The following is a 25,777-nucleotide window of genomic DNA, read 5'->3' as shown; positions in this document are numbered from 1 at the left end:
GACGGCTACTTCGCCTGGTCGTAGCTCGAGACTGCGATTACGGTCAGGGCGAAGTTCACCGGAAAGCTGCCGAAGAGCAGGCGGCCGGAGTCTTCCGCAGCGGAGGTGATGGCATCCGCAACCGCGTCGGCCAGGTGTGCCGGGCTGTGCACGATTACTTCGTCGTGGAGGAAGAATGCGAGGTGAGGTTCGCCGCGTTCGTCGGCCAGTGCGCGAAGACGGATGCGAAGTCCCGCAATCCAGCAGAGCGCCCACTCCGCGGCCGTGCCCTGTGCGACGAAGTTGCGGGTGAACCTGCCCCAGTCTCTCGCCAGCTGCCGGGCGCGCCGCTCATCGGCCGCGCCGGACTCGCTCTCGGTCGCTGCGCGCTGCGCGGCCTGCCAGTCGGCACCGGGGTGCGGCGAACTGCGGCCGAGCCAGGTACTCACCTGGTCGCCGCGTTCACCGGATCGGGCGGCGTGTTCCACCAGTCCGATCGCCAGCGGGTACGCTCGCATGAGCCTCGGCATCAACCGTGCGCTCTCGCCCGTGGTTGCGCCGTAGAGCGCACCGAGCATCGCGAGCTTCGCATTGGCCCTCGTGTCGACGACCCCGGCGTCGACGAGTCCCTGGTAGAGGTCGCCCTGGCGGCCAGCCGCGGCCATCTTCTCGTCGCGTGACATCGCGGCGATGATTCGTGGTTCGAGCTGCGCGGCATCCGCAACCACGAGGGTCCATCCATCGTCGGCCATCACCGCGCCCCGGACCTGTGCCGGTAGCTGCAGAGCGCCGCCGCCCCGGGTCGCCCAGCGGCCGGTGACGACACCGCCGACCACGTATTCGGGGTGGAATCGCCCGTTTCGTACCCAGGCGTCCATCCACGCCCATCCGTTGGCGGAGTTCAACCGTGAGAGCTTCTTGTATTCGAGCAGTGGTTCCACCACCGGATGCTTCTGCGAGCGAAGTTCCCACTTGCTCGTGCTCGTGACCGAAAGACCCGCGCGTTTGAGGGCGCGCAGAAGGTCCTGTTGCGAGTCGGGGTTGAGGCTGGGGGACTCCAGGAGCGTGCGGATGGTGTCGGAGAGGGTCTCAAGCTTCTCGGGGCGCCCACCAAACAGAGGTCGGGGACCGAGAAGTTCCGTCAGCGCCCGGTCGTGAACATCGGTGCGCCAGGGCAACCCCCGTTCCCTCATCTCCTCTGCAATCAGCGCTCCGCTCGATTCTGCGGCGAGAAGGAGTTGCAGTCTGGCCGCGGCCGGCGGTTCGGTTTCGGCTATTGCGTCGAGGGCCGCACGCTGCAGTGCGAACTCCGCCAGCGCGTTACGACCCGTTGAATCGCCGGGCTCGTCTGATGCATCGGCGAGGTCGGTCATGTCGTCGAAGAGCGTCGTGCCCAGGACGACCTGTTCGGCCGGTGACTCGTCCCAGGCATTCGACGGCCCGCGGGCGAGGTCGGTCTCACGCGCCGCCTCAGCTCGGCGAAGGATTCCGTGACACAACCGGAGATCGTGACAGCGCTCGACGGTGATGCCCGCGTTCAGCAGCACCGGATACCAGAGCGCGGTGTCTTCCCACACCCAGCGGGGGCGGCTCTTTTCTCGCCGCATAACTTCGGGGATGAACTCGTCGCGAGACAGTGACACCGCGCTCACCCTCGTGCCCGAGGAATCGAGTTCGGTGAGGGTCACCCGACCGGTGGGGGACCCGCCGAGCACGATGAACATGATCTCATTCTGCCGGTAACCGCTGACGTGGACCGTCGCAGGGTGTGCAACCGCACGAGGAGGGGTCAGCTGGCGGAGAGGTTGGGTGTGACGACCCGTCGCCACAGCCAGAGCGAAATGCCGACGGCCCCGAAGGTGAGGAGGACCACGACGACAGCGATCGCAGCGACCTGCTCCTGCCACGCATCGAGCGTCGGACTGAGGAACGCGAACAGCACGGTGAAGACAACGAGCGCACTCGCGAACCAGGCCGGACGCGACCAGTTGAGGACGGCTCGACCACTCAGGTCGCCAAGCGGAACCATCATGATCGCCGCCGAACCGAGCGCGGTCATCGCAACGATATTGACGAGTTCTGCCGCGAATGACCCCGCGAAACCAACGGGTGTGCCGATCAGCGTTGTTGCCAGCCAGGCCACGAGGCCCGTCGCGAAGACCGCAGCGATCCGGGCGAGGCCCAGTTGCCCGCGGTCCCGCTGGCTTCCGTTCTGCAACCCGACGACGAACAAGAGGCCGAACAGGAACGCTGGCTGAAGCTCGGCCACTCTGGAAACCAGCGCGAGCGCGGCGATGACGGGAAAGGCGAGAAGCGACAGGCGCTGGGAGGGACTGCCGAGTTGTCGCCAGGCCGCGAATCGTACGGGGACCCAGGTGGCAGCCGCGTTGACGATGACCAGTGCCAGGACGGATGCCACGAACACGCGCAGGTAGACCGGTTGCCCGTCGACGGGGCGGGCGAAGAGCACGATCGCGCCGGCAACGCTGAGGGCGACGATGGTCCTGGCTCGGGCCCCCGGCGACCGCAGGAGGGGATCGGGGTCATCGTCGGTCGGCGTACGGTTTCGTCCGGTGAGCGGACCGCGAGCCGCGGTGCTCTCGTTCCCGTGCGAGCGCCCCCTCGTCAGCGTCGTCGCGAGCATGCGCGCGGGAATCAGCAGGAGGCCGATGGCCAGGATGGCGAGAAGGACGGCGCGGAGCCAGGTGAGGTCGGTTCCGGGGCCGATCGCGCCTCTCACCGCCGTAGTGAATGGCGTCTGGTCTGCCCACAGCCCTTCGGGGGCTGGTGCCCGGTCGGGTATTGCGCTGGATTCAGTCGGCGCGGTAGACGGCACTGGTGCGACCGGCGCGGGGGTGGGGCTCTCCGCTGGCGCGCTTGCCGGTGGCCGCGAATGCGAGGGCGTCGACGCCGCCTGCCCGAACGACACCGTCAGCGGAGGAGACCCGGCGCCCGTGTTCGATGCGGCATCGCGCTGGTACGCCGTGATCGTTGCGCTGCCGTCCGGCAGCGCGGCGCCGGTGCAGCTCCACTGCCCGGCAGAGACGAGGACGTCGGCGCAGAGCACGACGTCGGTTCCGGATGCCGTCACGGCGAATACCGTGACCGTCGCTCCCGTTTCGCCGGTACCCGCGTACGCAGTCGCTCCGGTCGGGAGGCTCGCGCCAGCGGCCGGCGTGGTTATTACGGGAGCTGGGGGCGCGTCGCGATCCAGCGTGACTCTGAGGGAATCGCTGGGCGCGGACTCGACGGAGCCGTTGAACTGGGCCGACTGGGTAGCGCTCAGTCGCAGCACACCGCTCGGGATCTCGGCCGGAAGCATGTATGCCCAGCTTCCTCCGCTCGACACCGGCGCCGTCCAGCTTCGTCCATCCGGAGTGCGGACGGTCACTGTCGCGCCAGGGTAACCCGAACCCTGGAGCAACCCACTCGAGACTTCCGGGCTGCGTGAGTCGATCGTCGGGGGCAGCAGCACCCGGACGGGGGCGCTCGCTGACGATGGTTCGAACCCGGTCATCAGCTGGACCGCGGTCAGCCGTACCCCTGGTCCCTGCGGGATCGAGGCAACGGTGCAGGAGAAGGTAGTCAAGTCGTCTGCGCGAACGATGCAGACGGGGTTACCGCTGTCACCGGTGTGAAGCTGGATGCTCGACCCAGCAGCTTTGGTGCCGGTCACGGTGAACGGGACAGAATCAATGAACTGACCGTCAACCGGGGAGATGAGTGTGACCGGGGCGGCTTCGGCCGGCGGTGAGGGAGCGGGCGGTGCCGGCTCCGCGAAGGCGGACGACGGGCTGAGCGCGGCGAAGAGCGACAGGGTGAGCGACGCGACGATTGTTGCCACGAGTCGTCCGGGCCCAGCGCGTCGGGATCGCCGAGGCAGCCCTGTCGACAACGCCGACGAGCCCCCCGATTGCTGTGTTGCTGAAAAGATCCCCACCTTCGTCCCATTTGAAGCCGGTTGCGACGACAAGTCAACCGCGCCACACCCAATTGGAGGGCCTTTCTCAGATTCTGCCGCCTTCGGTTTGCCGGGGTCGTCATACTGGGTATGACGTGGAGGATACAGATGGCGATAACACTCTCTGCCAACGGGCGAGCAGAGAGTTCGCCCGCTCCCTGGCTCACCCCCGACCTGTTCTGGCCTGAACTCGACGCTGCGACGACATCGGTCGAGACGCCGCTTGGTGCGCTCCACCTCGGTGCGCTGCGGTTTAACGCACACGACATGATCCGTCGCGCAGGCGGAAAGCCGATCAGGGTGGCCACCAAGTCCGTTCGCGTCCGTTCGGTCATTGATTCACTCCTCGCGACCGAGGGGTATCGCGGTGTGCTCGCCTTCACCCTCCCAGAGGCGATCTGGCTCGCCGATGACATTGACGACGTCGTTGTCGGGTATCCGACGATGGACAGGCAGGCTCTCAGGTTGCTCGCATCGGATGAGAGGCTCGCCGAACGGATCACGCTCATGGTGGACTCCGTTGAACAGCTGGATTTCATCGATGCCTGCCTTCCCCCGAACGCGCGTGCTCGTATCCGGGTGTGCCTCGAGTTCGATGTCGCGTGGCGGACGGAGGGCCCGCTCGGCACCGTCGGGGTCTTGCGCTCGCCGATTTACACCGCGGCGGATGCTGAGCGCTTCGCGCGCGTCATCGTCAGCCGGCCGGGCTTCGAGCTCGTCGGCATGATGGCGTACGAAGCTCAGATCGCCGGACTCGTCGACAGTGTGCCATCGCGGAATGCCCGCTCAGCCGGAATGCGGTGGCTGAAGCGACGGTCGATCAGCGAGCTCACCGAACGTCGTGCCGAGGCGGTCGCGGCGGTTCGACGCGTTGCCGACCTCGAGTTCGTCAATGGGGGAGGGACCGGCTCGCTTGAATCGACGAGCGCCGACGACTCGGTCACGGAGATCGCGGCAGGATCCGGGCTGTTCGGCGGTCACCTCTTCGACGACTACCGGAACTTCAATCCAGCGCCCGCCGCGAGCTTTGCGCTGTCCGTCGTGCGGAAACCGAGGGAAGACACAGCAACCCTGCTCGGAGGGGGATGGGTCGCCTCAGGGCCACCAGGGCGCGACCGCCTCCCGCGGCCTGTCTGGCCCGAGGGGCTCACCATGGTTCCGCGCGAGATGGCGGGTGAGGTCCAGACGCCGTTGGTCGGGCGCCACGCGGCAGCGCTGCGCCCCGGCGACCGGGTGTGGTTCCGACACACCAAATCGGGGGAGCTGAGCGAACATCTCAACGCCTTCTCCGTCGTCGACGGCGGAGCGATCATCGACACGCTGCCCACCTACCGGGGCGAAGGGAAGGCCTTCCTGTGACAGCAACCGGAGCCATGTGGCACAACTGGGCACGCACCGAGAAGGTCATGCCACTGCGAGTAGAGAGGCCGCGCACGACCGCCGCGCTGCAGCGCGCTGTGAGAGCTGCCGCCGGGAGCGGGATTCGGATCAAGGCGATCGGAGCGGGGCATTCCTTCACAGGAATAGCCGTCGCTCCCGGCATCCAGCTCGAACTCGAGGACCTCAGCGGGCTGAGCGGAGAGCCGACGGCCGACGGGCTCGTCACCCTCTTCGCGGGGACGCGGCTGCATGACATCCCGAGGCTGCTCGCGCCGTACGGACTGGCGATGGAGAACCTCGGCGACATCGCCGCGCAGAGCATCAGCGGTGCCATCTCCACCGGCACGCACGGCACCGGCGCGGGATTCGGCGGCATTGCCGGCCAGGTGCGCGGTGTGGTGATGGTGACGGCATCGGGCGACCTGCTCGAGATCAGTCGCGAATCTCACGCTGACCTGTTGCCCGGCGTCGCGCTCGGTCTCGGCGCTCTCGGCATCATCGCCGAGGTCACGATCCAGTGTGTCCCGCGCTTCGTGCTGCACGCGGTGGAGCAGCCTGAGCCGCTCGACGACGTGCTCGACACCGTGCTCGACCGGGCGGCGGCCGCCGACCACTTCGAGTTTTACTGGTTTCCGCACACCCGGACGGCTCTGACCAAAACCAACACCCGCCTGCCATTCGGGACGAAGCCCAAGCCGCTCGGCCGCGTATCGCGGTTCGTGGACGACACAGTATTGGCAAACGGTGTCTATCGCGTGACCTGCGCGACGGCCGTCGTCGTGCCAGCCATCATCCCTCGCGTGAATCTTCTCGCTGACAAGCTCACCGGTAACCGGACATTCACCGACGTTTCGCACCGTGTGTTCACGACCAGGCGGACCGTCAAGTTTCGCGAAATGGAATACGGCATCCCCGCGGAGCTCGTCCCAGCGGCGGTCCGCGACATCGAGGCGCTCATTGAACAGAAGGGTTGGCGGATCAGCTTTCCTCTCGAGGTGCGCTTTGCTGCGGCAGACGACCTGTGGTTGTCGACGGCATACGGCAGGGCGACGGGCTACATCGCCGTGCATAAGTACTATCGCGAGCGGTCGTCGGCCTATTTTTCCGCGGTCGAGTCGATCCTCCGCGGATACGGTGGACGACCGCACTGGGGAAAGATCCATACGCAGGATGCCGCGGATCTCGCTGAGATCTATCCGCACTTCGGTGACTTTCTTGCGGCGCGTGATCGGCTTGACCCGCGTCGCTTGTTCAGCAACCAGTATCTGGAGAGGGTGCTCGGCATCTGAACGTCCCTGCCGAGCGTTTGCCCTGAAACAGGGATAATCATCGGGATCACCAGCGGTGCTCACCCGTAGAATAGAAGGACACGTCGAGTTTCGAACCGCTAGCAACCCCTTAGGAGCACACGCATGGAATGGCTCATTCCTGTACTCATCATCGTCGCGCTGGCGGTTATCGTCGGCATCTACTTTTGGGTCACCTACAACTCACTGGTGTCTCTGAACGTACGCGTTGACGAGGCGTGGAGCGACATCACCGTCCAGCTCAAGCGCCGTGCCGACCTCATCCCCAACCTGATCGAATCGGTCAAGGGGTACGCGGCACACGAGAAGGCTGTCTTCGAGAACGTGACGCGCGCGAGGGCCGAGACGCTGTCTGCGCAGGGTCCGCACGACGCGTCCGCCGCTGAGAACCACATGCAGCAGGCGCTCAAGTCGATCTTTGCCGTGGCAGAGGCCTACCCGCAGTTGCAGGCCAGCCAGAACTACCTGCAGCTCCAGGGCGAGCTCGTCGACACCGAAGACAAGATCCAGGCATCGCGCCGGTTCTACAACGGTGGCGTTCGCGAACTTAACACGAAGATCAAGGTCTTCCCGAACAACCTCATCGCAAAGAACCTCGGATTCAGCGAACGCGAGTTCTTCGAGGTCACGGACAACGCAGCGATCGCCGAGCCGCCGCGCGTGCAGTTCTAGCGAAGCAAGACTTTATCCTCACAGGGGCTCGGGCGCGGCACTAGCTGCGCGCTCGAGCCTTTGTTGTATCCGTTGAAAGGACACTGAATGTACAGGGCCATCCGTAAGAACAAGGTGAACACCGTGCTCATCATCCTGTTCTTCCTGCTGATCATCGGCGGACTCGGAGCCCTGGCCGGGTATGTGTACAACAGCCCGAGCATCACGGTAATGACGCTCGTCGGTGCGACGCTGTATGCCGTCTTCCAGTACTTCTTCGCGGCGAGTCAGACCATCGCCATGAGCGGGGGCCGCGAGATCGAGAAGAGGGACAACCCGCGGCTTTACCGAATCGTGGAGAACCTCGCGATCACGACGGGGTCACCGATGCCGAAGGTCTATCTCATCGACGACCCGGCACCGAATGCCTTTGCCACCGGGCGCGACCCGGAACACGCGTCGGTGGCCGCGACGACGGGGCTGCTCGAGATTCTGACCGATTCAGAACTCGAGGGCGTCATGGCCCACGAGCTCGGGCACGTGCGCAACTACGACATCAGGGTGTCGATGATCGTCTTCGGTCTCGTCGTTGCTGTTGGCTTCATCGCCGATATGTTCCTGCGTCTCGCCTGGTTCGGTGGCGGCAACCGAAACAACAACTCGGGCGGTAACCCGATAGTGCTGATCTTCGGTCTCGTCGCCATGATCGTGGCTCCGTTGCTGGCGAGCCTTGTCCAGCTCGCTGTCTCGCGCCAGCGCGAGTACCTCGCCGACGCGACAGCGGCGCTGACGACGCGGCATCCGGATGCCCTCGCGAGCGCTCTTCAGAAACTTGAGGCGTACGGCCGGCCGATGAGGCGTCAAAACACGTCAATGGCACACCTGTGGATCGCCGACCCGGCGAAGCCGAGCAGGGTCGAGCGTCTGTTCTCGACGCATCCGCCGATTGCGGACCGTGTCGCCAGGCTCCGCGAGATCGGCGGCGGGTTCTAGCGCCACCCGCACAAAAAACCGGGGCGAGCCTTTCGGCTCGCCCCGGTTGTTTCTTGGTGCTGGTGACTAGTAGAGGTCCTCGATGGTGATTTCGTCTCCATCGATGACGATGCTGCCGTTGATCGCCCAGTCTTCCCACGGGTAGATGAAGGTTCCCTGGCCGCCCGGGTAAGCGAGCTCGCCCGTTGCGGTTCCGGTGACCTTGCCTTCCTTGGCGGTGAAGTACGCGCCGGACTCATCGACCGTGACCACCGGGTACTTGTCGACCTTGTACGAGAAGGTCGGCTCACCGCTGAAGTCGAAGTAGTACAGGCTGCGCAGGTTGCAGTTTTCCGGATCGGGAACAGTCTGCGTTGCGCAGGTGTCGAGGTACTCGTTGACCTTCTCCTGGACCGCCGCGTTCAGCTCCTCGGTCGGCTTCAGTTCGAGGTCGATCGAGTCGTAGGATGCCTTCGAGCCGGTGGCTGCGACGAACGTCTGTGCCTCAGCTTCGAAGAAGCTGCTCTCCGGTGCGCCGATCTCGTACGCCGCCGGGTAGGCGAGAAGTTCGTACTTCTTACCGAAGTTGACGTCGGTACCGTTGACCGAGACCATTTCGCCCTCGTTGGTGTAGACGTAGACCGAGGCGAGCAGCGGCTTGTCGATCGTCCACTTGTCGAAGAAGACGCCCTGCTTGCCGTCCTTGCTGAGCTGCACGACGCCGTCATATGCGGTTCCATCGATGCTGTAGCTGATCTCCACGTCCGCGGAGTCCCCACGGGTGCTGACATCAACGACCTTGGGGTTCTTCATCAGAGCCTTCGACTCCTTGAGAACGTCGTCGGAGAGAAGGGCTGCTGCGTCCTTCTTGACTCCCGGGTCGACGAGCTTATTGGCCGTCGAGGCCTTGCCCTGGCTGATCGCGGTCAGGTAGCTCTTGACGGTCGCCTCTGGACCGTACTGGTTCTTGTTGACCATGTTGATCACAACGATCGCGATGATGAGCAGGAGAACCAGTCCAGCAGCGATGGCGCTGAAGAGGATGATCTTCTTCTTCTTCTTGGGGTCTGCCGGTGGACGAGGGCTGCTCGGGGGGAAGGAGCCTCCACCCTGTCCGCCGTACGCACCGGGCTGGGGGAACCCGCCCTGGCCAGTGCCCTGTCCATAGGGCTGCTGCGGTGCGGACGCGTTCGGGTCGCCCTGGCCGTACGGCGGTGTGGGCGCTGCGGATGCGGCCGCTGGCTGTCCCGGCGCCTGGCCGTACGCGTTCTGGGCGTAGGTCTGGCCTTCGGTGTACGCCTGGTTCGAGGGGTTGGCCGCGGTGCCGTCCGTCGGCTGCTGTGGTGCGTTTGGGGTGTTCCCATTCGGCACCGAGCTGTCGCCCCCGTGAGAATCTGGTGTCTTGTCGTCCATGACCATTGGGAAAGTGCTGCCTTTCGTCGGAGTGTGATCGAAGCAAACCTAACACCAGTGCGAGTGGTCCAATGGCCGGTTTGAGCGCGAAAACACGCGATTTTATGGGGAGTTGTCCCCATCTGGCCTGACAGCTACGCGGAGTGCGCTCGCGAGACCCCCAGATAGGGTGCCACGGTCGGCGACGGTGACCTGATCGGCACCCTGCCAGCGGGCAGTTTCGGTGATCAGGGCGGCCAGCCGGTCTGCCGTATCGGTCGGCGCGCCGGGCTCGAGCCAGGCCGCCTGAACGCGAAGCGTCTTCGCCTGGCGGTCGTTCTTGAGGTCGACTCGCGCGGCGATGGTGTCGTCGAGGAGGACAGGGAGCACGTAATAGCCGTGGACGCGCTTGTGTTTCGGGGTGTAGATCTCGATCCGGTAGTGGAACCCGAACAGTCGCTCTGCCCGCGGCCGTGCCCAGACCACCGGGTCGAACGGGGAGAGCAGGGCATCCGCTGTGATCGACCTCGGGCGGCGTGCCGTACTCGCGAGCCAGGCCTGGCGCGGCTGTGTTCCGCGCATCCAGCCAGGGACGGTGACGGGAACCAGATCGCCCGCGTCCTCGAGTTCGGCGACCGCAGTCTTCGCATCGGCGAGAGGCAGCCGGAAATAGTCGGCGATATCGTCCAGGGTTCCGACACCGTGGGCGGCGGCACCCTTCCGCACGAGCTCACGGATGGCGTCGCCGCGGCTGACGTCACGGTCGAGGATGCTCTGGGGCAGGATCTGTGTCGCAAGCGCGTACCTTCGCTCGAAGCCGGAACGACCGGCCGAGACGATTTCGCCCCAGCGGAACAGTGTTTCGAGCCCGATTTTCACGTCAGACCAGCCCCACCACGGTCCGGTTCGCCGGTTCGCGTCGTGCTCAATCTCGCTCGCCGCGAGCGGCCCCTTGTCCGCCAGCTCGCAGCGGAGCCAGTCGAGGAACGGCCCGTTGGCGTTTGCCCAGCTGTCGGGATCTGTCAGGCTCCGAGCCCGAAAGGCGTCCATCCGCCAGCGGAACAGCGGCCAGGATTCCACGGGCATCACCGTCGCCTCGTGGCCCCAGTACTCGATGTAGCGCCCTGGCCGAAAGGTGAGCCGATCGAGCGCTTGTTTGTCGTACGCGCCGAGCCGCGCGAACAGCGGAAGGTAGTGGCTGCGTTCGAAGACGTTGACGGAGTCGATCTGGAGAACCTCAGCGCGCTCGATCGCCGCGTTGAGCTGGCGCGTGCCGACGACTGCGGGCCGCGGGCGACCGAACCCCTGGGCGGCGAGAGCGATCCGGCGGGCTAGCGAAGGTGAGAGCGAGTTCGTCATCGGCATGAGGTTAGCGGTTAGCACAGACAGCTGTCGCATTCCTCCCACGGAAAGCCGAGCGGCATAGACTGATCCGGTGGCAAAGTCGACGGAGGAATCGTGGTGGGGACGAGTGTTCTCACGGGTATCCGCAGTGCCAGCGGGGAGCGCGGCAGAGGCGGTGGCCGAGCCCGTTGCGGACTCTGCCGATAGCCCCGCCAGCGCGCAGGCAGCTGCCCCGCAGGACGAAACATCGCTGGTCCTGGCGGACGAGCTCGAGGCAGACAATACCGACGATAACGACGTCCCTCGCCCGGTCCGGATAGCGGCCGCATGGGCGTGGCGGTTCCTCGTAATCGCCGCGGCTATCGCTGTGGTGGTTCTCGTCGTCATCCAGCTGCGGCTCATCGTCATTCCGCTTTTCATCGCGGTCATCGTCGCGGCACTGCTCAGTCCGCTCATCACATTGCTCGTTCGCCACCGGTGGCCACGCGGCCTCGCGATCGCGACGGCGATCCTCGGCGCGATAGCCGTTGTCGGCGGTCTGCTCTGGCTGGCAATCTGGCAGATCACGAGGGATTTCCGCGAGGTACGCACCCGCACTGTCGAGTCGTTCAACGACCTGCGAACGGCTCTCCTTCAGTCTCCCTTCGGCATCACCGAGACGCAGCTCAACGATCTGATCTCGGATGTCACGCGAAGCGTGCAGGAGGATGGCAGTGCTCTGTGGAGTGGCGCGCTTTCGATCGGTACAACGCTCGGACACGGCGTCGCGGGGTTGTTCCTCGCGCTGTTCTGCCTGCTCTTCGTACTCATCGACGGCGACGGCATCTGGCGCTGGATTGTGCGGCTCGGGCCGAAGAAGGCCAGGCCGGCGATCGACGGCGCGGGCAGGGCGGGGTGGTCCACCCTCACGAACTACGCGCGCACGCAGATCCTCGTGGCATCGATCGACGCGTTCGGAATCGGTCTCGGCGCAGCGATCCTCGGTGTGCCCCTCGCCATCCCCATCGCCGTACTGGTCTTCCTTGGGTCGTTCGTCCCGATCGTTGGTGCCGTCATCACGGGGACGATCGCCGCGTTCATCGCGCTCGTCTACAACGGCTGGGTGGTCGCGCTGATCATGATCGGCGTCGTCCTGCTGGTGCAGCAGCTCGAGGGGCACGTGCTCCAGCCGCTTCTCATGGGCGCCGCTGTCAAGGTCCACCCGCTCGGTGTCGTCCTCGTCGTCGCCGCCGGCAGTTTCCTTGCCGGTATCCCCGGTGCCCTTTTCGCGGTTCCGCTGGCCGCCATGATCAATGTGATGACGCGATACATCTCCTCGGGGGCGTGGCGAATCACCTCTGGCACGCCACTGGTCTTCAGCGATGTGCTCTGGCAGACGGTTCCGGCTGCCCGCCGGATCCGGAAACCGCGCGCCGGCCGTGTCTCGCTCTCTCCCGCCCCTTCGCAGCACAAAACGACAGACAAGGTCGACCCGGATGCCTGAAACCTCCCTCGCTGGTCCAACACTCGAACAGCTGGAGACGGCCAGACGGCTCGTCAGCCGGGTCGCCGACCAGACACCGATGGAGAGTTCCCGCTACCTCGCTGAATTGCTCGGGGCTCCGGTCTATCTCAAGTGTGAGAACCTCCAGAGGACCGGTTCGTACAAGATCCGGGGAGCGTATAACCGGATGGCGCAGCTTTCCGATGAGGAGAAGGCCAGGGGAGTGGTCGCGGCTTCCGCGGGCAACCACGCGCAGGGCGTCGCCTTCGCCGCACGCGAACTCGGGATCGCGGCGACGATCTTCATGCCGGTCGGGGTTCCGCTGCCCAAGTTGCAGGCGACCAAGAGCTACGGCGCCGAGGTCGTCCTCCGTGGCCACACCGTCGCGGAACCGCTGCTCGCCGCAGCCGAATACGCTGTCGAAACCGGCGCGGTCTTCATCCCGCCGTACGACCACATCGATGTCATCACCGGGCAGGGCACGCTCGGACTCGAGATCTACGACGAAACCCCCGACGTGCAGACGGTGATCGTTCCGATCGGAGGGGGCGGGCTCATCTCCGGGGTCGCCGCTGCGGTCAAGCAGCGTGCTGCAGCCGAGGGCAGGACCGTCCGGGTGATCGGCGTGCAGGCAGCCAACGCCTCGGCCTATCCCGCTTCGCTCGAGGCGGGCTACCCCGTCGACGTGGCGATCACGCCGACCATCGCTGACGGTATCGCCGTCGGCAGACCCGGCATCCTCAACTTCGACCTGATCCGCGAACTCGTCGATGAGATCGTGACGGTCAGCGAAGATGACATGGCGAAGGCCCTGCTTGTGCTCCTCGAGCGGGCCAAGCTCGTTGTCGAGCCGGCTGGTGCAGCGGGGGTCGCGGCCATCCTCGCCGGAAAGGTGGCACCGGAGGGCCCCACCGTCGTCGTGCTCTCCGGCGGCAACATCGACCCACTGCTGATGCAGAGCGTCATCAGCCACGGCCTCGCGGCATCCGATCGCTACCTGACGCTTCGGATCCCGCTGCCTGACCGTCCCGGCCAGCTCGCGCGCACCTCCGAACTGGTTGCACAGGCCAATGCAAACGTCATCGAGGTTCTGCACACCCGCCACGGCCACGGGCTGAAGATCGGCGAGGTTGAACTCGAACTCAGCGTCGAGACCAGGGGCCCTGAGCACCGCGACCTCGTCGTGGAGACGCTCCGCGCCGCTGGGTACGACCCGCACATCGTCGAGGACTGAAACGCACAACGCACCCGGCCGAAGAATCGGCCGGGTGCGTTGTTATGTCGCTGGCGGCTGGATCAGCCGGTGTAGGTCTCAACCTTGAGGATGGTGACGGAGATTTCCTTGCCGTTCGGTGCGGCGTACGTGGTCGATTCACCGATCTTCATGCCGAGGATCGCGCTGCCCAGCGGGCTCTGCTCGCTGTAGACGTCGACATCGGAGTCTGCGGCGATCTCGCGGTTGCCGAGGAGGAAGACCTCTTCGCCGCCGGCGACGGTCGCCGTGATGACCGTTCCTGATTCGACGACACCGTGGCTCGTCGGTGCTTCTGACACTGTGGCGTCGCGCAGCAGCTGGGTCAGGGTGCGGATTCGTGCCTCCTGCTTGCCCTGCTCATCCTTCGCGGCGTGGTAGCCGCCGTTTTCCTTGAGGTCGCCTTCTTCGCGAGCCGATTCGATCTTCTTGGCGATCTCTTCGCGTCCGACCGACGACAACTCTGCGAGTTCAGCGGCGAGTCGATCGTAAGCTTCCTGGGTCAGGAAGGTGACCTGCGTCGTCTCTGCAGCCATGGGAAACTCCTCACTAAAAACGGACGCCCTGACGTGGGAGTCAGGGCGAATCATCCACCCGCGTTGCGGGTATCAGGAGAGCTTAGGCCAGCCAACAACGATAAATCAAACCCGTATTCGCCAGCTCCGTGGTTCTCAGCCCCTCGGTGAGGGTTCTGGTTCGCATCTCAGACGGAGGCACTTCGATGATCTTCCAGCCGACGACGGCGAACCGCTCATTGAGGGCCTGGACAGCGCAGTATGTCGTTGATTCCGGCTCAACTGTCAGCTGGAACGTCACCTCGACCGAGGTGTCAGAGACGATGGCGTGCGCGACGTCCCTCGTTTCCAGCGACGAACCCGCCGCGTCGAGGCTCGCCCACGTGACCCAGGCGACGAGGACGACGGCGAACGCCGCGGCGACAATGATGCCGAGTCTCTTCTCGCGCCGGTGGGTGCCGGGTGATCGGCCGTATCGTTCCGCGAGGACGTCGGGCACTCGTGAACTGTCCGAAACCATCAATCCTCATCTGCACAACCGTTTAGTCTGTAGGTATAAGGATATCCTCTCCCGCGAGCCGAGCGACCGGGCGCGGACCTTGCCACCACCCCACCTCCTATAAGAAGCAGGCGACACAGTGACTCTCCGGCTCCTGTCGGTCCATGCCCACCCGGACGACGAGTCCAGCAAGGGTGCCGCGACGACCGCGTACTATCGCTCCCGCGGCGTTGACGTCCTCGTAGTCAGCTGCACAGGCGGCGAGCGTGGAGACATTCTCAACGATGCTCTCCCGGACCGCCCGCATGCCGAACGCGACATCGCCGGACTCCGCCGGCGCGAGATGGCCGAGGCCGCCCGAATCCTCGACGTCAAGCATCGCTGGCTCGGCTACGTCGACTCGGGGATGCCCAACGACGACGGAAGCCTGCCGCTGAATTCGTTCGCCTCCGTGCCGCTCGAGATCTCGGCCGAAGCCCTCGTGAGGATCGTGCGGCGCTTCAAGCCGCACGTCATGGTGACCTACGACGAAAACGGCGGTTACCCGCATCCCGACCACATTCGCAGCCACCAGATCGCCGTCGCGGCGTTCGAAGCCGCGTCTGACAGCGAGGCATACCCCGACGCCGGTGAGCCCTGGCAGGTATCAAAGCTCTACTACGACCAGGTCTTCAACTACCAGCGGTTGAAAGCCAACGCAGACACGCTCCTCGCCGAAGACCCCGAGTCGCCGCTCACCGCTCAGCTCGAGGAGATGCTGTCGTGGCGGAAGGACAGGCCGGACCGCGCCACGACGCACGTTCCTGCTGGTGAGTTCTTCGAGGTGCGGGATGCGGCGCTTCGAGCGCATGCAAGCCAGGTGGCGCCGGATTCGAGTTTCTTCTTCTGGTCGAATGACCTGCAGAGGCGTTCCTGGCCGTATGAAGACTTCGAGCTGGCCCGGAGCACCGTGCCGACCGACGACAACGAGAGCGACCTGTTCGCCGGAATCGAGGACACCGAATGACTGCAGTTCTGAACGTAATGACGGATGCCGCGTGGCGCCTGGCCACAACGCCATCACCGTCGCCGTCAGGGGTCGACGCGAACGATGTCACCCCCGGCGTGTGGGGGTTCGTTGTCACGTTCGTCATCGCTGCCGCGGTCGTGGCTCTCATCTTCGACATGCAGCGCCGTGTGCGCCGGGTCAACTACAAGGCGGAGATCGACGAAAGGCTGCAGGAGGAACTCGCAGCACAGTCCGGCCAGCAGTCCGCGCCAGGACAGCCAGCGACACCGCGACCGCAGGACGGCCGGAGCGAGCCCGACGACACGACGGGCGACACGACGCCTCGCTAGGCCAACCGCTGTCCGCGCCGGACGGCAGTGAGGCACAACCGGGGCTGCTGCCAGACTCCGTGGCTAAGCTGTGGCCGGGCGCACGAGCGTCCACTCAGCGCAACGGAGAAGACATGCCACTCACCGGAGAATACGCACCATCGACGTCCGACTTTGCCCGCAATCAGGCCGAGGTCTACGAGCAGTCGGGCGGGACCGAGGGCACGATGCTCCACGGGCGACCTGTTGTGATTCTGACCACCGTCGGCGCTCGCTCAGGAAAGCTCCGGAAAACGGCGCTCATGCGGGTGGAGCACGATGGCGACTACGCGGTCGTCGCTTCCCTCGGCGGTGCGCCGAAGCATCCGGTCTGGTACTTCAACATCCTTGCCCAGCCACACGTGGAACTGCAGGACGGTCCCCAGAAGCACGACTACCTCGCCCGTGAGGTCACCGGCGAGGAAAAGCGCGTGTGGTGGGAACGAGCCGTTGAGGCCTTTCCGAACTACGCCGGCTACCAGGAAAAGACCGACAGGGAGATCCCGGTTTTCGTGCTCGAGCGAATGACCGACGACACCGCTTCCTGACGCCGAACCCTCTGCGCCGGACCCTCCGCGCCGGACCCCCTGGCGTCAGCCGGCGTTGTAGACGGGGTTTACCGCGAGCAGCATGATGCCCGTCCAGTGGCAGAGGAATGCCAGCACCGTGCAGACGTGGAAGACCTCGTGGAAACCGAAATGCCCGGGTACCGGGTTCGGCTTCTTGAGGGCGTAAACGACGGCGCCGCCCGTGTACAGGAGTCCACCGACGATGATGAGAGTCATCGTTACCGGGTTCGCCTCGAAGATGTCGACGAGGAACATCACGGCGGCCCAGCCCAGCGCGATGTAGAGCATGACGTACAGCCAGCGCGGCGCGTGGATCCAGAAGACCCGGAACCCGATGCCGACGAGCGCCCCCGACCACACCAGGACCAGGAGAAGATTGCCCTTCTCCGGTGGAAGCGCGAGTGTCGCAATCGGTGTGTAGCTGCCGGCGATGAGCAGGAAGATGTTCGCGTGGTCCATGCGCTTGAGCAGGATACGGGCGCGGGGCGACCAGTTGAGCCGGTGATACAGGGCGCTGATGCCGAAGAGCAGGAACGACGTCAACGCAAACACCGCTGTGCTCAGTTTGGCCGGCGTGCCGTGCGCGAGTGTCACGAGCAGGATGCCGGCGATGACGGTGATCGGCGTCGTTGCCGCGTGGATCCAGCCGCGCCACGTTGGTTTGACGTCGGCGTCCGCGGGAACCGAGGCATCGATGACCGGGATATTTGGCAGGTCAGGCCCGCGGCTTTCGTCGGCGCTGACCGCGGCATCTGACGCTGTGTGTGGGTGCCGAAGCGCGTCCGCCGTGTCGGAGACACCGTCGGGGCGCGCGGCCTCTTTGTCGGACATAGAACACAGGATACAAGTCAGTGAGATCGGCCTGTGACGCAAAGTGCACTAACGTAACTGTGTGACGAAGAGTGGGACGAAGCCTGGTTCCGGCTTTCTTTACAACCTGTACCAGAAGCGGCTGCGCCGCGGTTTGAACGGTGCGGTGCTGCCGCACCACGTGGCGATGATCATCGACGGCAACCGGCGCTGGGCCAAGCAGCTCGGTTACGAGACCGCAGCGCACGGGCACAGGGCCGGCGCGGCGAAGATGCGCGAGTTCCTCGAGTGGTGCGATGACCTCGGGGTCGAGATGGTGACCCTGTACCTGCTGTCGAGCGACAACCTCACGTCGCGGTCGACGGACGAACTGCACGATCTCGTGGAGATCATCGCGGACCTGGCCGAGGAACTCTCGCACTACCGGGACTGGCGGGTCAAGCACGTCGGATCCACCGAGGGGCTTCCCGAGCCGCTCGTCGCGACCCTGAGCGCCGCCGAAGCCCGCACCGCCAAGAAGGGTGGGCTGCACATCAACCTGGCCGTCGGGTACGGTGGCCGCACCGAGATCGTGGATGCCATGCGAAGCATCGTTGAGGCGCATTCACGTAAGGGCGGCAACCTCGAGACTCTGGCGGAGCTGTTGACTCCCGACCTGATCGGCCAGCACCTGTACACCGGTGGGCAGCCGGATCCCGACCTCGTCATCCGCACGTCGGGGGAGCAGCGACTCAGCGATTTCATGCTCTGGCAGAGCGCACACAGCGAGTTCTACTTCGTCGAGGCCCTCGGACCCGACCTCCGGGAGGTCGACTTCCTTCGCGCGGTTCGCGACTACTCCCGACGCCAACGCCGGTACGGCGGGTAAGGACCGCTCGTGGCGCCCCTCACTGATTTTCTCGACGGCTTCGACTCGGAACCCGGCTATCTCGACTACGCGAGGCTTGGACCGCTCGCTCGCGTGGTTCAGGCCGAACAACGGATCTCGATCGACGCGCTCGCGCGCGCGAGGTTTGGCGGTCTCGACGCGTTCGGTGCGCAGGACGAACGCATGCGCAACGCCGTCGCCGCCCTGACCGGATTCGAGCCGTCCCACATCGTTGCGCAGCCGAACACCAGCATGGGTCTCATGCACACGATGTTCGGTATGACCGGCGGTGTGCTGGTCTCGCCGGCAGACTTCCCCAGCGTGACCTTCGCCGCGGTTCGCGCCGCGGAATCGATGCACGTCCTCACGCCGACGTGGCTCGAGACCGACGGTGGCCGCGTGACGCCGCACGCGATCAAGGAACAGCTGACGCCGAGCATCACGGCTGTCGCGGTGAGCCTCGTTGACCCGCGTACCGGCTACCTCGCGGATATCGACGGCATCCGCCAGGTGATCGGTGACCGCCTTCTTGTGGTGGATGCCATCCAGGGATTCACCGTTGTCGACGCTCCGTTCGAGGTTGCCGACGTTGTGGTGTCCGGTGGGCAGAAATGGGCGAGGGCCGGGTGGGGCACCGGCTTCCTCGCGCTCAGCGACAGCGCACTCGAGCACCTCGTTCCCGTGATGAGCGGATACACCGGCACGGACGAAGACCTGCCGTGGGACTCCGTGCCGCCGCCGAGCTCCGGCGCATGCGCTTACTCGGTGACCAACCCGGACCCGGCCGCGCAGGCGCGGTTCGCCGCTTCTCTCGAGCAGGTGGCATCCGTTGGCATCTCCGCAATCTCGGATGCCGTGGCGCAGCGGGTCAGCGAGGTGATCGAGATCGCCGATGAGTTCGGGATCGCCATCGCGTCGTCGCGAGCCGAGAACGAACGCGCGGGCATCGTCGTCCTCGACCCTCCCGATGACCAGGTGAGTCTTCTCGTCGCTTCCCTGCACAATCACGGCGTGACGGCGACGGCTCGCCAGAACCGGATCAGGCTGTCGATCCACGCCGGGACGAGCGATGACACCCTCGGAATGCTGCGGGACTCGCTCGTCTCGTATCAAACGGCTGTCGCGTACTGAGCCAGGGGCATCCCGAACTGGGGGAATTGTTTACCTGCCCGCAATCTGCGTCGTGCGTGTCGCGGTGTTCAGGGCAGTCGGGCAGTCGTAACGTCTCAGTTATCAGGTACCGCACCTGATCGAGACGGCCACATAAGTTCGACTCGAAACCTGTTGTGGCTGCTCGTCTGAGAGAACCGGACTCGATGTCCGGCTGGGAGTGGCTATGACCGCGACACGAACCTCAGCACCATCACAGCGACAGGAAAGAGAAGACCCGAGCACACGTCCACACGATTCCACCTCACAGACCGAGCGTACCTATGTCCTGGATACCTCGGTTTTGTTGTCTGATCCGAAGGCGTTCTTCCGCTTTGCCGAGCACGCCGTCGTGATTCCCGTCGTGGTGATCTCCGAGCTCGAGGGAAAGCGACACGACCCCGAGATCGGGTACTTCGCCAGGCAGGCCCTCCGGATCCTCGACGAGCTGCGGATCGAACACGAGCGGCTCGACTTCCCGGTTCCGGTCGGCGAGGGCGGATCGCTTCGGGTGGAACTCAACCACTCGAACCAGGGTGTTCTGCCGAGCGGGCTGCAGCTCGGCGACAACGACTCCCGGATCCTCGCGGTGGCGCTCAACCTGGCCAATGACGGGCTCGCGGTCACCGTGGTGTCGAAGGACCTCCCGCTCCGGGTGAAGGCCGCCTCCATCGGCCTCAGCGCCGAGGAGTACCTCGCGGAGCAGGCCGTCGACTCCGGCTGGACGGGGATGGCAGACGTCCGGATCTCGGCGGAGGCGATGAGCGACCTCTACGAGAAAGAGGTTGGAACGTCTGCCGCCGTCGAGGGGCTTCCGCTCAACACCGGGCTCGTCATCCACTCCGACCGCGGCTCAGCGCTCGGGAGGGTCACCGGGAAGCGAGAGTTCAAGCTCGTCCGTGGCGACAGGGATGTCTTCGGTCTTCACGGGAGGAGCGCGGAGCAGAGACTCGCCATCGACATGCTCCTCGATCCGGAGGTCGGCATTGTGTCGCTCGGAGGTCGAGCCGGGACGGGGAAGTCCGCTCTCGCCCTCTGTGCGGGTCTTGAGGCTGTGCTCGAGCGTCAGCAGCACCGGAAGATCATGGTGTTCCGTCCGCTGTACGCCGTCGGCGGGCAGGAGCTGGGCTACCTGCCGGGCGACCAGGGCGACAAGATGAGCCCGTGGGGCCAGGCCGTCTACGACACCCTCGGTTCGGTGGTGTCGCAAAACGTGCTGGACGAGGTGATCGAGCGCGACCTCCTCGAGGTGCTCCCGCTCACCCACATCCGTGGCCGGTCTCTGCACGACGCGTATGTGATCGTTGACGAGGCGCAGTCCCTCGAGCGCAACGTGCTCCTGACCGTACTCTCCCGGATCGGACAGAACTCGCGCGTGATCCTGACCCACGATGTTGCGCAACGCGACAACCTGAGGGTCGGTCGCCACGACGGCGTCGCATCGGTGATCGAGGCGCTCAAGGGCCACGACCTGTTCGCGCACATCACGCTCACGAGGTCCGAGCGCAGCTCCATCGCCGCCCTCGTGACCGAATTGCTGGAGGGCAACGAACTGGCCTGACCGCAGGCAGCCGGGCTGTGGATAATCCTCAGGGGGATGCCGCAGCTCGGCTAGCGTTGCGCCATGAGTCTGGCCAGGATCCGGGGCCTTCAACCGCCGGCCCGCGAGTGGGTGGCCCGAGCGCCCGTCGTCGTCCTCCTTGCGATGCTCACGGTGCTGGCTGTCGGCATCCGCCCGCTCTGTATCGGCGTGCTGGCGCTCGCCGTCGTCACCGGTGAGCTGGTGCGGATCGATGTGGCCGAGCATCGATTGCCCAACCGGATCGTGCTCCCGCTGTACCCGGTGGTCCTCCTGGCGCTTGCCGCCGAGTGGGCGGCCGGAGGAACCGCGCCGCTGCCCGCGCTCGCCTCGGGCGCCGGGGTGTTCGTGTTTCTTCTCCTTCTCTCGATCGCCGGCGGGATGGGCATGGGGGATGTGAAACTCGGTGGTGTTCTCGGCCTGTGTCTCGGCGCCCTCGGTGTGCACTGGGTAGCCGTCGGACTCGTGTGCGCGTTCCTGTTCGGCGCGATCGGTGGGGCGGCTGCGCTGCTGGCTCCTTCGTCTGGCCCAGCGGGGCTCCGGGCGCGCCGGCGGGTGGCGTTCGGTCCGTTTCTCCTCGCCGGGTTCTGGCTGGCTGTCGTCGCTTCCGGGCTGGTGGGCGAAGCGAGCGGTGGATAGTCAACCCCAGACCCGCGGTTGCTCCTGGACCTAGTCTGGAGAAATGGAACAACGCATTCTCGGACGAACCGGCCGCCCCGTCTCGATCGTCGGCCTCGGCACCTGGCAACTCGGATCCGACTGGGGCGAGGTGTCGGAGAGCGACGCGCTCGCCGTGCTGGACGCATCTGTCGAGGCGGGAGTGACGTTCTTCGACACCGCTGACGTCTACGGCGACGGCAGGAGTGAGACGGTTATCGGCCGATTCCTCGCGGCGAACCCGGGTGTCGGTGTCACTGTGGCTACCAAGATGGGCCGGCGGGAGGAACAGGACCCCGCAAACTTCACGCTGGCGAAGTTCCGGGAGTGGACGGACCGTTCGCGCAAGAACCTCGGTGTCGACCGGCTCGATCTCGTGCAGCTGCACTGCCCGCCGTCGGTTGTTCTCTCGACCGATGCCGTGTACGACGCTCTCGACACGCTCGTCGAGGACGGCGTCATCGCCAACTACGGCGTGAGCGTTGAAACCACCGACGAAGCCCTCGCAGCGATCGCGCGCCCCGGAACGGCATCCGTTCAGATCATTCTCAACGCCTTCCGTCTCAAGCCGCTTGACCGCGTGCTTCCGGCGGCTCGCGAGGCCGGTGTCGGCATCATCGCCCGTGTGCCGCTGGCTTCCGGCCTGCTGAGCGGCAGGTACACGGCAGAAACCCAGTTCGCCGAGAGCGACCACCGCAACTACAACCGCGACGGCAGTGCGTTCGATGTCGGCGAGACGTTCTCCGGTGTTGATTTCGCCACCGGTGTGCGCGCGGCGACCGAGCTGTCGGCGTTCGTCCCCGAAGGGTTGACGCCCGCACAGGCGGCAATCGCGTGGGTCACGCAGCAGGACGGAGTTTCGACGGTGATCCCCGGCGCCAGGTCGATTGCCCAGGCGACGTCGAATGCGAAGGCAGGCACGACCGGACCACTGCCGCAGGAGTACCTCGACGCGGTGCGCTCCATCTACGACGCTGACTTCCGCGCGGCCATCCACGACCGCTGGTAGCGCGCGGCCAGCTGCGTCACAACCAGCCGCGTCACAACAGAAAAGCCGGCCGAGGGTATCCCTCCGGCCGGCTTTTCTGTTCCAAAATTAGCCCGGGTGAGTCATCGACAACAGGTCGAGGGCTGAGTCCAGCTGCTCCTCGGTGATGTCTCCACGCTCGACAAAGCCGAGGGCGACGACGGCCTCACGTACAGTGACGCCCTCGGCGACGGAGTACTTGGCGATCTTCGCGGCCTTTTCGTAGCCGATGATCTTGTTGAGTGGCGTGACGATCGACGGCGACATTCCCGCGAGTTCGGCGGCCCGCTCGATGTTTGCCTCGAGACCGTCGATGGTCTTGTCTGCGAGCACACGGCTCGCGTTGGTGAGCAGGCGGATCGACTCGAGCAGCGCTGTTCCCATCACGGGGATCTGCACGTTGAGCTCGAATGAACCCGAAGCGCCGCTCCACGCGATGGTTGCGTCGTTTCCGATGACCCGCGATGCGACCATGAGCACGGCCTCGGGGATCACCGGGTTGACCTTGCCCGGCATGATCGACGAGCCCGGCTGGAGGTCGGGGATGTTGAGTTCGCCGAGACCGGTGTTGGGGCCGGAGCCCATCCAGCGCAGGTCGTTGCAGATCTTGGTGATGCTCACGGCGATGGTGCGAAGGGCGCCGGATGCCTCGACGAGGCCGTCGCGGTTCGCCTGCGCTTCGAAGTGGTCGGCTGCTTCGGTGATCGGCAGCTCGGTGTCGTCGACGAGCAACTGGATGACGAGCTGCGGGAACCCGGCGGGCGTGTTGATTCCGGTGCCGACCGCCGTGCCGCCGAGGGGAACTTCAGCGACCCGGGGGAGCGCGGTGCGGATACGCTCGATGCCGAGCCGGACCTGACGGGCGTAGCCGCCGAACTCCTGGCCGAGGGTGACCGGTGTTGCGTCCATGAGGTGCGTGCGGCCGGACTTGACCGCGCTCTTCCACAGCTCGGCCTTCGCTTCGAGGGCAACGGCGAGGTGGTCGAGCGCGGGGATGAGGTCATCGATGAGAGCGCTTGTGACGGCGATGTGGACCGAGGTCGGGAAGACGTCGTTCGACGACTGCGAGCAGTTCACGTGGTCGTTGGGGTGAACCGGCGCACCGAGGCGGGCCGTTGCCAGGCTCGCGAGCACCTCGTTCATGTTCATGTTCGACGAGGTGCCGGAGCCCGTCTGGTAGACGTCGATCGGGAACTGGTCGTCGTGGGTGCCGGCGATGACCTCGTCAGCGGCGCTGCCGATGGCATCCGCGATGGCGGAATCGAGAACGCCGAGTCGCGCGTTGGCTGCCGCAGCCGCCTTTTTGATCCGGGCGAGGGCAGCGATCTGCGCCGACTCCAGGCCGGAACCCGAGATCGGGAAGTTCTCGACGGCGCGCTGGGTCTGTGCACCGTACAGCGCAGATCGAGGTACGCGAACCTCACCCATCGTGTCGTGTTCGATGCGGTACTCGGTGGTATCTGACACGGTCAGTCTCCTCGTGGTTGAGACGCTACTTTGCGTCGATGTCGGTGGTTGAGATGTTGCCGATGATGATGTCGGGAACGGCAGTGCCCTCGAGCAGTTTGTAGTTCGCGCCGACGATGCCGAGAACGCCACTGGCGACCGCGTCACTAATCATCTCAGAGCGCTCGAGCAGCTCGGCAACGGTGTCCCTGAGGTGTTCGCGGCCTACTTCACTCGCGTCGACCTCGGCGGGGTTCACTCCGTTGCCGCCCGTGACGCGCTTCACAGCGGGCACAATCTGGCGGATCAGGTTGTAGATGTGGTGGGGGAGCGGCGGTGCGTCCGAAGCTATCGAGTCGATGGCGGCGCGAACGGCACCGCACTCGTCGTGTCCGAGGACCACGATGAGCGGAACGCCGAGCACGCCGACGGCGTACTCGATGGAGCCGACGACCGAGTCAGAGATGACCTGCCCGGCGTTGCGGACGACGAAGAGGTCACCGAGGCCCTTGTCGAAGATGATCTCTGCGGCCAGGCGGGAGTCAGAGCAGCCGAAGAGCACGACGTCCGGTGTCTGGGCGTGTGCGAGGGACTCGCGGCGTTCGACATCCTGGCGCGGATGCTGGGGCTCACCGGCAACGAAGCGCGCGTTGCCGCGCATCATGACTTCCCAGGCTTTCGTAGGTCGCGTTGTGGGCATCAGCGGTCTCCTGACTCGAGGTTGGCGGTGACATCACCGGAGATTGCTTCGGCGACGGCCCGGAACTCAGGCTCCGATCCCGTGCCGAAGATGAGGAAGGTACTGTCGCCCGCGACGGTGGTCAGGGCGTAGTGCACGTTGCCGTAACCATCGGTGTCGTCGCGGTTGTCGTAAACGGTCCACTCGATGCCGGCGATCGACTCTGTCGATGACGCGAGGGACTGTTTGAGCTGTTGGGCGACCCAGGTCTCGTTGGCGTCAAAACCCTGGGTGATCCCGATGAACTGGTCGGACGGTGAGATCAGCCCGATATTCCAGCTGCGCACCCCGCCGGTCTTGCCGACGTCAGCGCGGTTTGACGTCCAGGAGTCGGGCAGGTCGGGATTTGCGAGCGGCTGGGGATATGAGTTCTGTGCTTCCTCGGCGACCGAGTTGTAGTCGACGCTCTCGTACACGGGCGTGTCGGACCGGGGGACGGCGAGCACAATGACCACGACGAGCCCGACGGTGACGAGAAGCGAATAGACGAGGTTGTTGACCGTCTTGGCACCGCGGTACTTACGGGAGTTCTCCGCTTTGCGTGCTGCGGTTTCCTCCGGGGTTTCGGGTCTGCCAAGTTCGGCGACGACCCGAGGGGGACGCTGGCGGCTCATTCTGAGGGGTGCCCCGCAGTGCTTGCGGCAGCCCGTGCTGCGTCGAGGCGCGCCTTGGCGCCGATCAGCCAGTCTTCGCAGCGCTGGGCGAGGGCTTCACCGCGCTCCCAGAGGGCGAGCGACTGCTCGAGGGTCGATGAACCCTGTTCGAGTTCGGCGACGACGCGCATCAGTTCGTCGCGCGCCTGCTCATAGCTGAGGCTGGAAACCTCGGGGTTTTCTGGCATG

At 65.4% G+C, this 25,777-nt stretch carries 25 protein-coding genes; 14 read left to right on the top strand and 11 right to left on the bottom strand.

Annotated elements, in window-relative coordinates:
• Positions 1–5 precede the first annotated feature (5 nt).
• Positions 6–1,703, bottom strand: a complete 1,698-nt coding sequence (locus C3E77_RS10235) for a bifunctional 3'-5' exonuclease/DNA polymerase (protein WP_108391545.1) — start codon at positions 1,701–1,703, stop codon at positions 6–8.
• Positions 1,704–1,768: 65 nt separating this feature from the next.
• Positions 1,769–3,823, bottom strand: coding sequence for an Ig-like domain-containing protein (locus C3E77_RS10230; RefSeq protein WP_108391544.1), 2,055 nt, complete (start codon positions 3,821–3,823; stop codon positions 1,769–1,771).
• Positions 3,824–4,048: 225 nt separating this feature from the next.
• Here C3E77_RS10230 and C3E77_RS10225 point away from each other — a divergent pair, with 225 nt between their 5' ends.
• From C3E77_RS10225 to C3E77_RS10210, 4 genes are all read left to right on the top strand, one after another.
• Positions 4,049–5,299 (top strand): amino acid deaminase/aldolase, encoded by a 1,251-nt coding sequence (locus C3E77_RS10225; protein ID WP_108391543.1) that lies wholly within the window; start codon positions 4,049–4,051, stop codon positions 5,297–5,299.
• A complete protein-coding gene (locus C3E77_RS10220) occupies positions 5,296–6,609 on the top strand; it encodes an FAD-linked oxidoreductase, L-gulonolactone oxidase family (RefSeq protein ID WP_108391542.1) in 1,314 nt (437 codons plus the stop codon). The genes C3E77_RS10225 and C3E77_RS10220 overlap by 4 nt, the downstream gene beginning before the upstream one ends.
• 123 nt (positions 6,610–6,732) lie before the next feature.
• The gene (locus C3E77_RS10215) at positions 6,733–7,299 is read left to right on the top strand and encodes a LemA family protein (protein ID WP_108391541.1); all 567 of its coding nucleotides are present in this window, start codon (positions 6,733–6,735) and stop codon (positions 7,297–7,299) included.
• A gap of 87 nt (positions 7,300–7,386) precedes the next feature.
• Entirely contained in the window at positions 7,387–8,271 is an 885-nt protein-coding gene (locus C3E77_RS10210) for a M48 family metallopeptidase (RefSeq protein WP_108391540.1), read from the top strand.
• Positions 8,272–8,337: 66 nt separating this feature from the next.
• Here the strand turns inward: C3E77_RS10210 and C3E77_RS10205 are convergent, their stop codons facing one another.
• Entirely contained in the window at positions 8,338–9,663 is a 1,326-nt protein-coding gene (locus tag C3E77_RS10205) for a zinc ribbon domain-containing protein (RefSeq protein WP_146188067.1), read from the bottom strand.
• A 102-nt stretch (positions 9,664–9,765) separates the two neighbouring features.
• Positions 9,766–11,001: a winged helix-turn-helix domain-containing protein gene (locus C3E77_RS10200; protein ID WP_108393250.1), complete on the bottom strand. Its 1,236-nt coding sequence runs from the start codon at positions 10,999–11,001 to the stop codon at positions 9,766–9,768.
• Positions 11,002–11,077: 76 nt separating this feature from the next.
• Between C3E77_RS10200 and C3E77_RS10195 the strand changes: the two genes are divergently transcribed.
• Positions 11,078–12,469 (top strand): AI-2E family transporter, encoded by a 1,392-nt coding sequence (locus tag C3E77_RS10195; protein WP_234031183.1) that lies wholly within the window; start codon positions 11,078–11,080, stop codon positions 12,467–12,469.
• Positions 12,462–13,703, top strand: a complete 1,242-nt coding sequence (gene ilvA / locus C3E77_RS10190) for a threonine ammonia-lyase (RefSeq protein WP_108391537.1) — start codon at positions 12,462–12,464, stop codon at positions 13,701–13,703. The genes C3E77_RS10195 and ilvA overlap by 8 nt, the downstream gene beginning before the upstream one ends.
• Positions 13,704–13,765: 62 nt before the next feature.
• Here the strand turns inward: ilvA and greA are convergent, their stop codons facing one another.
• Both greA and C3E77_RS10180 read right to left on the bottom strand, forming a co-directional pair.
• A complete protein-coding gene (gene greA / locus C3E77_RS10185) occupies positions 13,766–14,257 on the bottom strand; it encodes a transcription elongation factor GreA (protein ID WP_108391536.1) in 492 nt (163 codons plus the stop codon).
• Between the two features lie 82 nt (positions 14,258–14,339).
• Positions 14,340–14,735, bottom strand: coding sequence for a DUF4307 domain-containing protein (locus C3E77_RS10180; protein WP_158270255.1), 396 nt, complete (start codon positions 14,733–14,735; stop codon positions 14,340–14,342).
• A 139-nt stretch (positions 14,736–14,874) separates the two neighbouring features.
• On the opposite strand from C3E77_RS10180, the gene mca reads away from it, so the two are divergent.
• The 3 genes from mca (at position 14,875) to C3E77_RS15425 (ending at position 16,639) form a co-directional block, all read left to right on the top strand.
• Complete coding sequence (gene mca / locus C3E77_RS10175) at positions 14,875–15,741, top strand: mycothiol conjugate amidase Mca (protein ID WP_108391534.1); 867 nt, start codon at positions 14,875–14,877, stop codon at positions 15,739–15,741.
• Entirely contained in the window at positions 15,738–16,073 is a 336-nt protein-coding gene (locus C3E77_RS15530; protein ID WP_198410413.1) for a hypothetical protein, read from the top strand. Before mca ends, C3E77_RS15530 begins: the two co-directional genes overlap by 4 nt.
• A 113-nt stretch (positions 16,074–16,186) precedes the next feature.
• Positions 16,187–16,639 carry a nitroreductase family deazaflavin-dependent oxidoreductase gene (locus C3E77_RS15425; protein WP_158270254.1) on the top strand — a complete coding sequence of 151 codons (453 nt, stop codon included), beginning with the start codon at positions 16,187–16,189 and terminating at the stop codon, positions 16,637–16,639.
• A gap of 45 nt (positions 16,640–16,684) precedes the next feature.
• Here the strand turns inward: C3E77_RS15425 and trhA are convergent, their stop codons facing one another.
• Positions 16,685–17,491 (bottom strand): PAQR family membrane homeostasis protein TrhA, encoded by an 807-nt coding sequence (gene trhA / locus C3E77_RS10165; protein WP_108391532.1) that lies wholly within the window; start codon positions 17,489–17,491, stop codon positions 16,685–16,687.
• Between the two features lie 61 nt (positions 17,492–17,552).
• Between trhA and C3E77_RS10160 the strand changes: the two genes are divergently transcribed.
• The 5 genes from C3E77_RS10160 to C3E77_RS10140 all read left to right on the top strand — a co-directional run bounded on the left by C3E77_RS10160 (position 17,553) and on the right by C3E77_RS10140 (position 22,732).
• Complete coding sequence (locus C3E77_RS10160) at positions 17,553–18,338, top strand: isoprenyl transferase (RefSeq protein ID WP_108391531.1); 786 nt, start codon at positions 17,553–17,555, stop codon at positions 18,336–18,338.
• A 9-nt stretch (positions 18,339–18,347) separates the two neighbouring features.
• The gene (locus C3E77_RS10155; protein ID WP_108391530.1) at positions 18,348–19,469 is read left to right on the top strand and encodes an aminotransferase class V-fold PLP-dependent enzyme; all 1,122 of its coding nucleotides are present in this window, start codon (positions 18,348–18,350) and stop codon (positions 19,467–19,469) included.
• Positions 19,470–19,674: 205 nt separating this feature from the next.
• Complete coding sequence (gene phoH2, locus C3E77_RS10150) at positions 19,675–21,048, top strand: RNA 5'-3' helicase PhoH2 (RefSeq protein ID WP_108391529.1); 1,374 nt, start codon at positions 19,675–19,677, stop codon at positions 21,046–21,048.
• A gap of 63 nt (positions 21,049–21,111) precedes the next feature.
• On the top strand, positions 21,112–21,705 hold the full coding sequence (locus C3E77_RS10145) for a prepilin peptidase (protein WP_108391528.1): 594 nt from the start codon (positions 21,112–21,114) through the stop codon (positions 21,703–21,705).
• A gap of 43 nt (positions 21,706–21,748) precedes the next feature.
• On the top strand, positions 21,749–22,732 hold the full coding sequence (locus C3E77_RS10140) for an aldo/keto reductase (RefSeq protein ID WP_108391527.1): 984 nt from the start codon (positions 21,749–21,751) through the stop codon (positions 22,730–22,732).
• 87 nt (positions 22,733–22,819) lie between these two features.
• Here C3E77_RS10140 and C3E77_RS10135 read toward each other — a convergent pair whose 3' ends face one another.
• Genes C3E77_RS10135 through C3E77_RS10120 form a run of 4 tightly spaced genes read right to left on the bottom strand, consistent with a single transcriptional unit; the run spans position 22,820 to position 25,776 of the window.
• A complete protein-coding gene (locus C3E77_RS10135; protein WP_108391526.1) occupies positions 22,820–24,217 on the bottom strand; it encodes a class II fumarate hydratase in 1,398 nt (465 codons plus the stop codon).
• A 25-nt stretch (positions 24,218–24,242) separates the two neighbouring features.
• Positions 24,243–24,896, bottom strand: a complete 654-nt coding sequence (locus C3E77_RS10130; protein WP_108391525.1) for a carbonic anhydrase — start codon at positions 24,894–24,896, stop codon at positions 24,243–24,245.
• Entirely contained in the window at positions 24,896–25,549 is a 654-nt protein-coding gene (locus C3E77_RS10125) for a DUF4245 domain-containing protein (RefSeq protein WP_108391524.1), read from the bottom strand. Before C3E77_RS10125 ends, C3E77_RS10130 begins: the two co-directional genes overlap by 1 nt.
• Positions 25,546–25,776: an exodeoxyribonuclease VII small subunit gene (locus tag C3E77_RS10120; protein ID WP_108391523.1), complete on the bottom strand. Its 231-nt coding sequence runs from the start codon at positions 25,774–25,776 to the stop codon at positions 25,546–25,548. Before C3E77_RS10120 ends, C3E77_RS10125 begins: the two co-directional genes overlap by 4 nt.
• Position 25,777 lies beyond the last annotated feature (1 nt).

The sequence above is a fragment of the Mycetocola zhujimingii genome (assembly GCF_003065425.1).
Taxonomy (GTDB): Bacteria; Actinomycetota; Actinomycetes; order Actinomycetales; family Microbacteriaceae; genus Mycetocola_A; species Mycetocola_A zhujimingii.
This window is presented reverse-complemented; position numbering and strand designations above follow the sequence as displayed.

Bases quoted from the DNA above. Each gene is read 5' to 3' on its own strand.
- greA (WP_108391536.1), bottom strand. From the start codon at position 14,257: ATGGCTGCAGAGACGACGCAGGTCACCTTCCTGACCCAGGAAGCTTAC.
- ilvA (WP_108391537.1), top strand. From the start codon at position 12,462: ATGCCTGAAACCTCCCTCGCTGGTCCAACACTCGAACAGCTGGAGACG.
- C3E77_RS15530 (WP_198410413.1), top strand. From the start codon at position 15,738: ATGACTGCAGTTCTGAACGTAATGACGGATGCCGCGTGGCGCCTGGCC.
- phoH2 (WP_108391529.1), top strand. From the start codon at position 19,675: ATGACCGCGACACGAACCTCAGCACCATCACAGCGACAGGAAAGAGAA.
- C3E77_RS10120 (WP_108391523.1), bottom strand. From the start codon at position 25,776: ATGCCAGAAAACCCCGAGGTTTCCAGCCTCAGCTATGAGCAGGCGCGC.
- C3E77_RS10210 (WP_108391540.1), top strand. From the start codon at position 7,387: ATGTACAGGGCCATCCGTAAGAACAAGGTGAACACCGTGCTCATCATC.
- C3E77_RS10235 (WP_108391545.1), bottom strand. From the start codon at position 1,703: ATGTTCATCGTGCTCGGCGGGTCCCCCACCGGTCGGGTGACCCTCACC.
- C3E77_RS10145 (WP_108391528.1), top strand. From the start codon at position 21,112: ATGAGTCTGGCCAGGATCCGGGGCCTTCAACCGCCGGCCCGCGAGTGG.
- C3E77_RS10140 (WP_108391527.1), top strand. From the start codon at position 21,749: ATGGAACAACGCATTCTCGGACGAACCGGCCGCCCCGTCTCGATCGTC.
- C3E77_RS10125 (WP_108391524.1), bottom strand. From the start codon at position 25,549: ATGAGCCGCCAGCGTCCCCCTCGGGTCGTCGCCGAACTTGGCAGACCC.
- C3E77_RS10225 (WP_108391543.1), top strand. From the start codon at position 4,049: ATGGCGATAACACTCTCTGCCAACGGGCGAGCAGAGAGTTCGCCCGCT.
- trhA (WP_108391532.1), bottom strand. From the start codon at position 17,491: ATGTCCGACAAAGAGGCCGCGCGCCCCGACGGTGTCTCCGACACGGCG.
- C3E77_RS10205 (WP_146188067.1), bottom strand. From the start codon at position 9,663: ATGGACGACAAGACACCAGATTCTCACGGGGGCGACAGCTCGGTGCCG.
- C3E77_RS10215 (WP_108391541.1), top strand. From the start codon at position 6,733: ATGGAATGGCTCATTCCTGTACTCATCATCGTCGCGCTGGCGGTTATC.
- C3E77_RS15425 (WP_158270254.1), top strand. From the start codon at position 16,187: ATGCCACTCACCGGAGAATACGCACCATCGACGTCCGACTTTGCCCGC.
- C3E77_RS10130 (WP_108391525.1), bottom strand. From the start codon at position 24,896: ATGCCCACAACGCGACCTACGAAAGCCTGGGAAGTCATGATGCGCGGC.
- C3E77_RS10200 (WP_108393250.1), bottom strand. From the start codon at position 11,001: ATGACGAACTCGCTCTCACCTTCGCTAGCCCGCCGGATCGCTCTCGCC.